Annotated in this window: 8 protein-coding genes, 1 tRNA gene and 2 pseudogenes; 7 read left to right on the top strand and 4 right to left on the bottom strand. The window is 42.9% G+C overall.

Annotated elements, in window-relative coordinates; all coding sequences use genetic code 11:
- Positions 1–98: 98 nt before the first annotated feature.
- The 3 genes and pseudogenes from HU824_RS18310 to ettA form a co-directional block, all read right to left on the bottom strand.
- Positions 99–701: pseudogene (locus HU824_RS18310) on the bottom strand (transposase); the annotation flags it as partial.
- Positions 700–1,589: pseudogene (locus HU824_RS19915) on the bottom strand (transposase); the annotation flags it as partial. The pseudogenes HU824_RS18310 and HU824_RS19915, both read right to left, overlap by 2 nt.
- Before the next feature lie 310 nt (positions 1,590–1,899).
- Positions 1,900–3,597, bottom strand: a complete 1,698-nt coding sequence (ettA, locus tag HU824_RS18300; RefSeq protein ID WP_136011126.1) for an energy-dependent translational throttle protein EttA — start codon at positions 3,595–3,597, stop codon at positions 1,900–1,902.
- Between the two features lie 139 nt (positions 3,598–3,736).
- Here ettA and HU824_RS18295 point away from each other — a divergent pair.
- The 7 genes from HU824_RS18295 (at position 3,737) to HU824_RS18265 (ending at position 8,017) form a co-directional block, all read left to right on the top strand.
- Positions 3,737–3,809: transfer RNA gene (locus HU824_RS18295), tRNA-Lys, on the top strand.
- 271 nt (positions 3,810–4,080) lie between these two features.
- On the top strand, positions 4,081–5,301 hold the full coding sequence (locus HU824_RS18290; protein WP_176469633.1) for a site-specific integrase: 1,221 nt from the start codon (positions 4,081–4,083) through the stop codon (positions 5,299–5,301).
- Between the two features lie 23 nt (positions 5,302–5,324).
- Positions 5,325–5,846 (top strand): ORF6N domain-containing protein, encoded by a 522-nt coding sequence (locus HU824_RS18285; RefSeq protein ID WP_176469632.1) that lies wholly within the window; start codon positions 5,325–5,327, stop codon positions 5,844–5,846.
- 634 nt (positions 5,847–6,480) lie between these two features.
- The gene (locus tag HU824_RS18280; RefSeq protein ID WP_176469631.1) at positions 6,481–7,014 is read left to right on the top strand and encodes an antirestriction protein ArdA; all 534 of its coding nucleotides are present in this window, start codon (positions 6,481–6,483) and stop codon (positions 7,012–7,014) included.
- A 55-nt stretch (positions 7,015–7,069) separates the two neighbouring features.
- Positions 7,070–7,282 (top strand): hypothetical protein, encoded by a 213-nt coding sequence (locus tag HU824_RS18275; protein ID WP_176469630.1) that lies wholly within the window; start codon positions 7,070–7,072, stop codon positions 7,280–7,282.
- A 19-nt stretch (positions 7,283–7,301) separates the two neighbouring features.
- Positions 7,302–7,523 carry a DUF3873 domain-containing protein gene (locus tag HU824_RS18270; RefSeq protein ID WP_010803493.1) on the top strand — a complete coding sequence of 74 codons (222 nt, stop codon included), beginning with the start codon at positions 7,302–7,304 and terminating at the stop codon, positions 7,521–7,523.
- 11 nt (positions 7,524–7,534) lie between these two features.
- A complete protein-coding gene (locus HU824_RS18265; RefSeq protein ID WP_176469629.1) occupies positions 7,535–8,017 on the top strand; it encodes a hypothetical protein in 483 nt (160 codons plus the stop codon).
- 151 nt (positions 8,018–8,168) lie between these two features.
- On the opposite strand, the gene HU824_RS18260 is transcribed toward HU824_RS18265, so the two are convergent.
- Positions 8,169–9,356 carry a hypothetical protein gene (locus HU824_RS18260; RefSeq protein ID WP_176469628.1) on the bottom strand — a complete coding sequence of 396 codons (1,188 nt, stop codon included), beginning with the start codon at positions 9,354–9,356 and terminating at the stop codon, positions 8,169–8,171.
- Between the last annotated feature and the right edge of the window lie 166 nt (positions 9,357–9,522).

The following is a 9,522-nucleotide window of genomic DNA, read 5'->3' as shown; positions in this document are numbered from 1 at the left end:
TACCGAATCGCTGTTTTATGCCACCAACAGGGCTTTGGCGGCGATAGGAACACGACTGAATATTAACTTTAGCCATTATGCTGCTTAATTTTGATTAGTTACTTATCTATAACTCCTCTAAATTGTGCTCTGAACTGTTTTATTTTCGCGTTAAACGATTCTGCTGCCGCATTTGATGCCCTATGAATATAGAAGTTTAATATTTCCTCGCTTCTGTCGTATAATGTAGCTGCTATGGTGTTAAACGAGTCAAATCCTGATTACTCTACTTCCTGATACCACTTCGCCAAATTGGTTCTTGCTCCTGCCTTTATCGATCCTTTATTAAAAATCATCCTTAAGGAATGACTAAGGGAATATGCCCGTTTAATATCCGGATATTCTCTGAATAATATTGCAGCTCTGCGTTTCTGTGATTCAGTCCATTTTTCAGCAGATTTGAAAAGCAGATATCGGCTCCTCGCCAATAGCTCCTTACGTGTGTCGCCATTCTCAAAAGTAGGAGAAAGATATTTCTTCTTTAATCCTTTCGCTTCCTGTCTGGCATCTGTTTCTTCTTGTATAGCTTCCCAGCGATGTCCGATTCTGATTTCTTGTACAGCATCACAGGCTAACTTTTGAATGTGGAAGCGGTCTATCACACGGATGGCTGAAGTGAAGCATCTGCGAACGATCTTGCGCATGCTTTCTGACAAGTCAAGTTTCCTTGCCTCTTACTATTGGACGTACATAATGGCGGTCAATGCTGACGATGCGGTCAATGACTTTCTTCCCTTCAAACATTTACTTTTCCTATACAAAAACCTTTCTGATGATGGAAAGACGCTTCCGGTAATCCTGAGTATAGCGGAGTAAGGTTCCGTACTCTCGATGAATCTCATCTCTCTATATGAGGAGTTTCTCAAGAAGTCTGATTATACGACGCTTGAGCATCCTTGTCCTTGAAGCCTTCCTTTTTCTTTTCTTGCAATAGGACAGATAGGACTCCGCTACACTCTTGTATTTGTTGCGGGGACGTCTTATGCCAAGCTCCCCACAATGCCTGCAGATATATCTGTAGAGCCATTAGAGGCTTTCCCGGAGGAGTTTCATGTCCGTAGGAAAACGCATGTGACTCTCATAGCATGTAGCATCGGTCATGCACACGTGAAGGTTATCAAGATAAGGTTTCCAGTGTGAGGCCAGTATCTCTTGAAGGGAATCAATATCAAGACGGGATGCTATCTCATTACGGATGGCACTGACTATCTTATAGTTGGTTATGGGAAAAGACGGATTTATCATGATTCCGCAGAACATCTGGTAGTGTATGTTTCCGTTTAGATGTTCCACCAGATGCCTGTCAGAGAATCCGGTGTATGCTTTTAGGACTATAAGGGCAATCTTTGCGGAAGGACTGAATATATTCCTACGACCCAGATGCTGTTCAGACAGACATGCGGCTTTTGCCATACGCTCAAACGGAAAGACTGAATGAAGTGTCTGCCAAGCTCACTCTCATTAAAACTCTTGCGATATTTTTCCAGAACATCAAATTCTGTAAAGCCCAAAGTAGGGTGAATTTCTGAAATATTTTGTATCTTAGCCATATCTTTATTGAGGGATTTCCCCCGTTTGGGCTACCAAACCTCATTTTCGAGGGAATACCTACAGATACAAAAAGCCAACCAGTTCGCAATACTTTGTGTATAAATTAATTAGCTAATTTTATACTATTTACTGAATGTCCCTAAAGTAAGAAAGAACCGATTGATAATGAAATACAAACGGGAAAGTATCCGATGTCATCATTCACGAAACAACCCGTTGGCGAAATTGACTTAGCGCAATATTCAATTCTGCCAACGGGTATATTACACACTCCCCTAAGTGGTGAGTAGATAAGAAGAAATACTCAAATCAGTCATTCATCAACTTTCTATAACGTACACGGGTAGGCTCTTCTTTCCCAAGACGTTTCTGTTTATTCTCCTCATATTCTGAATATGACCCCTCAAAGAAGAACACATTGGAATCTCCTTCGAAAGCGAGAATATGCGTACAGATACGATCGAGGAACCAACGGTCGTGACTGATGACCACGGCACATCCGGCAAAGTCCTCCAAACCTTCTTCGAGGGCACGGAGCGTATTCACATCGATGTCGTTGGTGGGTTCGTCCAGTAATAGCACATTACCTTCCTCCTTCAGACATAGTGCCAGATGCAGGCGGTTGCGCTCACCACCGGAAAGTACTCCGCAAAGCTTCTCCTGATCGGCACCGGAGAAGTTGAAACGGGACAGATAGGCGCGTGCATTGATATCTCGTCCCCCCATGCGGATAAGGTCGTTTCCACCAGAGATAACCTGATATACGCTCTTGTTGGGGTCTATGTCCTTATGCTGCTGGTCCACGTAGGCCACCTTTACGGTCTCCCCTACCTCAAACTCGCCCTTGTCTGCTTTTTCCAAGCCCATAATAAGGCGGAAAAGCGTGGTCTTACCGGCACCGTTGGGACCGATGATACCCACGATGCCGTTGGGCGGAAGCATGAAGTTAAGGTCATCGAACAGCAATTTGTCGCCGAACGCCTTCGCCACATGCTTGGCTTCAATCACCTTATTACCCAGACGGGGACCGTTCGGGATAAAGATTTCCAGTTTCTCTTCCTTCTCCTTCACGTCCTCGTTCAGCAATTTGTCATAGGAGTTCAAACGCGCCTTCCCCTTTGCCTGGCGGGCCTTGGGAGCCATGCGCACCCACTCCAGCTCGCGTTCCAGCGTCTTGCGGCGCTTGCTGGCAGACTTTTCCTCCTGTTCCATACGCTTAGTCTTCTGTTCCAGCCAGCTGGAGTAGTTGCCCTTCCAAGGAATACCTTCACCACGGTCCAACTCAAGAATCCAGCCTGCTACATGGTCGAGGAAATAGCGGTCGTGCGTTACGGCAATCACTGTACCCTCATACTGCTGCAAGTGTTGTTCCAGCCAGTCGATAGATTCGGCATCAAGATGGTTGGTGGGCTCGTCGAGGAGAAGCACGTCGGGCTTCTGCAACAATAGGCGGCAGAGGGCCACACGGCGGCGCTCACCACCGGAAAGATGTTCTACGGACTGGCCTTCGGGCGGACAACGGAGGGCATCCATGGCGCGCTCCAGCTTACTGTCGAGGTTCCAGGCATCGGTCGCATCGATGATGTCCTGCAACTCGGCCTGACGGGAGAAGAGTTTGTCCATCTTGTCCTGATTCTCATAATATTCGGGCAAGCCGAACTTTTGGTTGATTTCCTCGTATTCTGCGAGCGCATCCACAATGGGCTGCACACCTTCCATAACAATTTCCTTCACGGTCTTTGTGGGATCGAGGTACGGTTCCTGAGCCAGATACCCCACTGAATATCCCGGCGAGAACACCACTTCGCCTTGATAGGACTTATCCAATCCGGCGATAATCTTCAGCAGGGTCGATTTACCCGAACCGTTCAGACCGATAATGCCGATTTTTGCTCCATAGAAGAACGAGAGATAAATGTTCTTCAGTACCTGCTTGTTGTTCTGCTGAATGGTTTTATTCAGCCCAACCATAGAAAAGATAATCTTTTTATCGTCTACTGTTGCCATGTATTTAATGATTAATGTTCAGTGATTAATGATCAATGTCAAGGATTAACGGGGACAAAGATAAGAAAAAAGATGGTATTGTTTTGCTAATTTCAAAAAAGTATCTATCTTTGCACCCGCTTAACAGCAATGAAGGATTGATTCGCTAGCTCAGCAGGTAGAGCACAACACTTTTAATGTTGGGGTCCTGGGTTCGAGCCCCAGGCGGATCACTGAAAGAAAAGCCAAAAGGCGACAAGAAAAAGACAAGTCCTACAAAATCAATATTTTGTGGGACTTTTTTTATTGTCTTTTGGCTACCTTGACCGCCACGAAAAGGTCACTGACAGACAAAAATTAGTGCCTTATTCGTACCCCCGACAAAATTCTTTAAAAAGGGGTACGATTTGTCGGAAAATGGCGAAATGTTGTCGAGATTTGGCGACCCTGCATTTATCTCATTATGAGTTAATAAAAGTAGTTTTGTAACTTAAAAAATGAGGTATGAAATCAACATTCCGAGTATTGTTCTTCCTGAAACGGGACAAGGTGAAAAAGAACGGTAATATGCCAATCATGGCACGTATTACCATTGACGGGAAATTAGCCCAATTCAACACTAAACTTGAAGTCAATCCTAAAAACTGGTCTGCCAAAACCGGAAAGGTAAATGGCAGAGGAGCGGAATTTACCCGCATGAATGAAATGCTGGATAGCATCAAGGCTACCTTGCACAGACACTATCAGACCATTTTAGAACGGGACAGCTATGTAACCGCAGAGAAAGTACGCAATGTGTTCTTAGGTAAAGAGGAAAAAGCAAAAACTCTCTTACAGGTATTTTCCCAGCATAATGAACAATATGCGCTGAAAGTAGGGAAAACAGCCACGCAAAAGACATATACCCGTTATGAACTTACCAAAAATCGCCTTGCCGAATATATCCACAATAAATATAATGTGGAGGATATTACCTTTCGGGAAATAAATGTCGTGTTTATCGAGGGCTTCTACCTATTTATCCGGGAGAATTATCCGTGTACCCACAATACAGCCATGAAGTTTATACAGCGTTTCAGAACTGTTGTTCTGTTTGCCCACAACTTGGGACTGATTACTTTTAATCCTTTCGGGGCATATAAGCTGAAATTTGAATATGTAGAACGGGATTTTCTTGAACAGGCAGAATTAGACCGGATATATCAAAAGACGTTTGCCAGCAAACGACTGGAGCAAGTTCGGGATATATTCATTTTCAGTTGCTATACTGGACTTTCTTATGTTGATGTATGCGAACTAACGCCTGAAAATATAAGATTGTCCTTTGACGGCAATTTGTGGATAATCAAGAAAAGACATAAGACAAGCATCACGTCCAATATTCGATTACTGGATATACCCAAATCCATTTTGCAGAAATATGACGGGAAGCTACCTAATGGTAAACTGCTACCAGTCATCAGCAATCAAAAGATGAATGATTACCTGAAAGAGATTGCGACTGTTTGCGGAATAAATAAGAAAATCACATTCCATGTAGCCCGCCACAGCTTTGCGACCCTTAGCATAAGTTATGGCGTACCCATTGAAAGCGTTTCCAAAATGTTGGGACACACCAACATAAGAACTACCCAAATCTACGCAAAAATCATAGATACTAAACTTAGCGAAGATATGGACATTTTAGCTAACAAGCTAAATAACAGAAAAATATCAGTCATATAAATACTAACTTAAAAAATAAGATTATGGACTTGCAGATTATCCAAAACAAGATTTTTGAAGTCAGAGGTTACCGGGTGATGCTTGACTTGCATTTGGCAGAACTCTATCAAGTGGAAACACGAGCTTTGAAACAAGCGGTCAAACGTAACATAGACCGCTTCCCCAGTGATTTCATGTTTGAGTTGAGCAAAGACGAGTGGTTAGGACTTATCACAAATTGTGATAAGTTCCCTGACAACATCCGTCACACGCCCACCCCGCCTATGGCTTTCACCGAACAGGGGGTAGCCATGCTTTCTTCGGTTCTCCGTTCCAAAGTAGCCATAGAAGTAAACATTTCAATCATGCGGGCTTTTGTCCTCATGCGCCAAATGGTAATCGGCTACGAGGAACTATTAAAGCGCATCGAGGAACTGGAGGTAAGCACCGATGCGCAGTTCAATGAACTGTACCACGCCCTTACCCAGCTTTTGAGCCAGTCGAAACAACAGAAAGAACGCCGTCCGGTAGGTTTCGTTACCTATGAGCGTTCAGGTAACAAATAGGTAACAATTCCGGTAACGAAATACTACCTAATAAGCTATATCCGAGTATTTTACATTCTTTCACCTTGCGGGCAGTCCACCGACTACCCGCATTTTTTATTCCCTTTTCCACTGGCACATTCCCCGAAACGCCAGCCGTGCGTGGCATGGCTGACTGTATTTCGTGAAAAGAGCCGTTGGAAACCCGCACAAGCGTACCGCAAGATAAACTTGCCATACCCTTGCCTTTCCCGCCCGCATGGAGTGTTCCCTAAAGGATGAAAGGGAACAAGCACTTTTCCCCTGTTTCCCTATCTGTAAATCTTCCTCATTATGCAGTCCCCCAGCCGGGACAGTCGTTTTTATCATTTCAATAGGCAAAGGTAGCTACGGGGGCTTTTGGCTCTGCAAATTGGGTTTCATCGAAAAAAATTGTTCCAGCTTCCCGTTGGTCGGAAAAAATTTTTGTCGGAAAAATTTGCATAGCAAGACCCCTTCACCAACCAGCCTATGTGAAACGAAAACGACCGACCCGACCGGAAGACGCATAAAAAAAAAGTCGGATTTACGGGAAACAGGAAAAAAGTTCAGTGAAACTTCGACTCCCTCACCTCTCAAATCCGCATAAAATCAAAAACTTAAAAATTACAGCAATATGGAAGCAAAGGTATTATCGGAAGCAAAAGTTTATGTAGGCACTTACGCCAAGTATAACAACGGTTCATTGTCCGGCGCATGGCTCGACCTTTCGGACTATTCGGACAAGGAAGAATTTTACGAAGCCTGCCGGGAACTGCACGGGGACGAGGAAGATGCGGAATATATGTTTCAGGACTGGGAGAACGTGCCGGAGGGCTTAATCGGCGAAAGCTGGATTTCTGAAAACTTCTTTTCCCTGCGTGATGCGGTAGAGGATTTGGACGACACCGAGCAGGAAGCCTTTTTCGTGTGGTGCAACTACAAAAGCCATGATTTGGGCGAGGAAGATGCGGACGACCTTGTACGTGATTTCCGGGACGAGTATCAGGGGGAATATGACGATGAAGAAGATTTCGCCTATGAAATTATAGAAGTATGTTACGACCTGCCGGAGTTCGCAAAGACCTATTTCGATTATGAAAAGTTCGCCCGTGACCTTTTTATGTGCGATTACTGGTTTGATGACGGCTTTGTGTTCCGTGCGGCATAACCGAATACCAATCCGGGCGGGGTGTCAAACCCTGCCCGTTAAAAACGACCAAGCGATGAAACGGAAAAGCATTTATAAAATCCTTTGGCGGGCGTTCCTGCTCTGCCTTGCATGGCGGTTTACCAGTGTAGCCGGAGCAGGCACGGCGATAACGGCGTATATCGTATTTCGTGCCGCCTGTTTCCTGCTCCGTGTCTGCCTTTCAGTCGTTTATGCGCTGGGCGTAGCTCTGCTTTTCCTGTCGTTGCTTTTCTTACTGATATTATAACCATAAAAAATAGAACATCATGCAGTCACTTAACAAAAACGGGGTAAGCATTACCCAAACACCGGGAGAAGAAAAGTTCGTGAAATGCTGTTTAGGGGCTTTCAGAGGACAGATTTATTTTCAATATGACTACCGCCACACGGACGGCGAACTTTTCAGCACGGTAGCCAAAACGCTGGACGAGTGCCGCCGCAGGCGTGACGGGTGGATAGCGAAGAAGAACGGAGTAATAAATAAGTAAATTTTAGGGACATGAAAACGACAGAAGTAAACAAGGAGCTTATCGGCAGGCGTTGCGAGTGCATTTTTACGGGCTTAATGGTAACGGGGGTTATTGAGGGCATCCAAGACGACCCGCATTCCACAGCGGTCAAAGTCCGTTTCGACCACCCGCACCAGTGGGGCGATGATTTGTATAATGATGTGTGGGCGTGGGGGCGCAAAACTGACGAGTTCGGCACGCTGCACCATTTGCAACTGTTAGAGGACAAACCGGACTTTCAGATAATGACGGTAGTTTTCGGCGAGCCAATCAACCGGATAGACCGCAGTGTTTTTGAAGATGTGGAAACGTGGGGTGTCTGTTCCCTGCAAGGCTGGGTAAATAGCTACGAGAGTGTCCGGTTTGTAGCCATAAACGACCATACGGCAATCATTACGGGCGAATACAACATGGAACAGGTAAAGGTGTGGTTAGAGAAATACACGTCCATAAAGAGCCTTAAAACCAGTTGATAGAGAACGGCGGCTGTTTGCCGCCGCCACTTTCTTTCGTGAGCCTGCCAGCGGGTGAAGAAAGTAACAAAGAAGCCGTTCGTTTCCCTATCATGGAACAGCCCGCCAATACTTCCCGGCGGGCTGTCTTTGCCCTAATAATCAAATTATACTAATTATCTTTCTCTCGCTCTTTTTCATCATTATATGGATGAAAAGTTAATAATCGTCCTGATGCTTCTATTTCAACCCGATAGTAGTTGCCATTAAAATAAATAGCTCTTTTGCCTTGGCGTTTAAAGTTTTTATTAGGATTTACTTTAAATTCCTCTTCTATTTCTTTTTGAGCAGATGTAATAACCGATATTATAAGATTTCTAATATCAGAAAATTCATACTGAAAAGTTGTTTTTTCTTTATAACTCCCATTTTGTAGGTCTGCAGTATGGCGTATTACAATATGTAGAAATCTTTCTAAATCCCACCATATTGATTTTGACCATGACAGTAGAACTTCATCTTCAAATCTATAGGCAATATACAATAATTTTAATTGTTGTTCAAAAGGTAAATTGTTCCAGTTACTATCAGCACGTTGTATTTCATTTTTTAATATGGTTTCTTTTTCTTTCAGTTGGATATGCCAAATGTCGTGTATTTCTTTGTTCTCTTCATCAGTCAACCCAACATAACAAGATTTTATTTTTAAATATTTCTCTCTGATTAGAAACTTTTGTTGATTGGTTTTATTATCAATAATATATCGCAAATCTTCGGCTGTAATATTATTGGGTTCAAAATATTGTTTCAAAGCATAGAAATCATTTTTTTCCACATTGGAAAGTACGCATCCATCTTTTAGCTTAGCTTTATATAATCCAAGCATCATCAGATAACTTTCTTCTTCGGAAATATTTACATCTATCTTTATTTGATTAGGAATTTCTTTTTTACTCTTTTTTATATATACATTTTTTCTTGGACGATTTATACTGCTTACACATGCAATATCATCATTAAGAATTCCGTCCTTGTCCAAAAAGACTTTTTGTTCTTCAGATAAATTGTGAAGAATTGATGGGGAAAATAATATTTTCTTACTTGAACGAGGAATATGTTTTAATTTTAGTAACTGTTCTAATTCTTCTCGCTGTTCTAATGTATATTTGAATGTCCCCATTAGTGATTGACCGAACTTATTATATGCTTCGCTTCCTTGATGAAAATCTAAAGAAACAAAAGTATCATATTGTCCATACATACTGTAAATCTCTTCGTAAGAAAAATTCATATTACCATATTTTTTTCGTAATCTACATGTCCTAAATTTTCTCCCAAATGATTTTTTTAGTCCTTTCATCTATCTATTCTATTAAGTAGATGTTCATAATTGGTTTATATCATAAGGTTTTGATACCTTTGCCTCATAAAATTCAAATATGCACTTATGGGCAAAATCAAATCAATCATATTAAAGGATTCCGAACGCTTGGCGTTGGAAACGGGTTTCCGACAGGGAGACAGCC

Origin of the sequence: Bacteroides sp. L10-4 (genome assembly GCF_013373675.1) — a bacterium.
Lineage (GTDB): Bacteria > Bacteroidota > Bacteroidia > Bacteroidales > Bacteroidaceae > Bacteroides > Bacteroides muris.
This window is presented reverse-complemented; position numbering and strand designations above follow the sequence as displayed.

Excerpts from the sequence above, each read along its gene's own strand:
- ettA (WP_136011126.1), bottom strand. The coding sequence starts at position 3,597 with ATGGCAACAGTAGACGATAAAAAGATTATCTTTTCTATGGTTGGGCTG.
- HU824_RS18290 (WP_176469633.1), top strand. The coding sequence starts at position 4,081 with ATGAAATCAACATTCCGAGTATTGTTCTTCCTGAAACGGGACAAGGTG.
- HU824_RS18285 (WP_176469632.1), top strand. The coding sequence starts at position 5,325 with ATGGACTTGCAGATTATCCAAAACAAGATTTTTGAAGTCAGAGGTTAC.
- HU824_RS18280 (WP_176469631.1), top strand. The coding sequence starts at position 6,481 with ATGGAAGCAAAGGTATTATCGGAAGCAAAAGTTTATGTAGGCACTTAC.
- HU824_RS18275 (WP_176469630.1), top strand. The coding sequence starts at position 7,070 with ATGAAACGGAAAAGCATTTATAAAATCCTTTGGCGGGCGTTCCTGCTC.
- HU824_RS18270 (WP_010803493.1), top strand. The coding sequence starts at position 7,302 with ATGCAGTCACTTAACAAAAACGGGGTAAGCATTACCCAAACACCGGGA.
- HU824_RS18265 (WP_176469629.1), top strand. The coding sequence starts at position 7,535 with ATGAAAACGACAGAAGTAAACAAGGAGCTTATCGGCAGGCGTTGCGAG.
- HU824_RS18260 (WP_176469628.1), bottom strand. The coding sequence starts at position 9,356 with ATGAAAGGACTAAAAAAATCATTTGGGAGAAAATTTAGGACATGTAGA.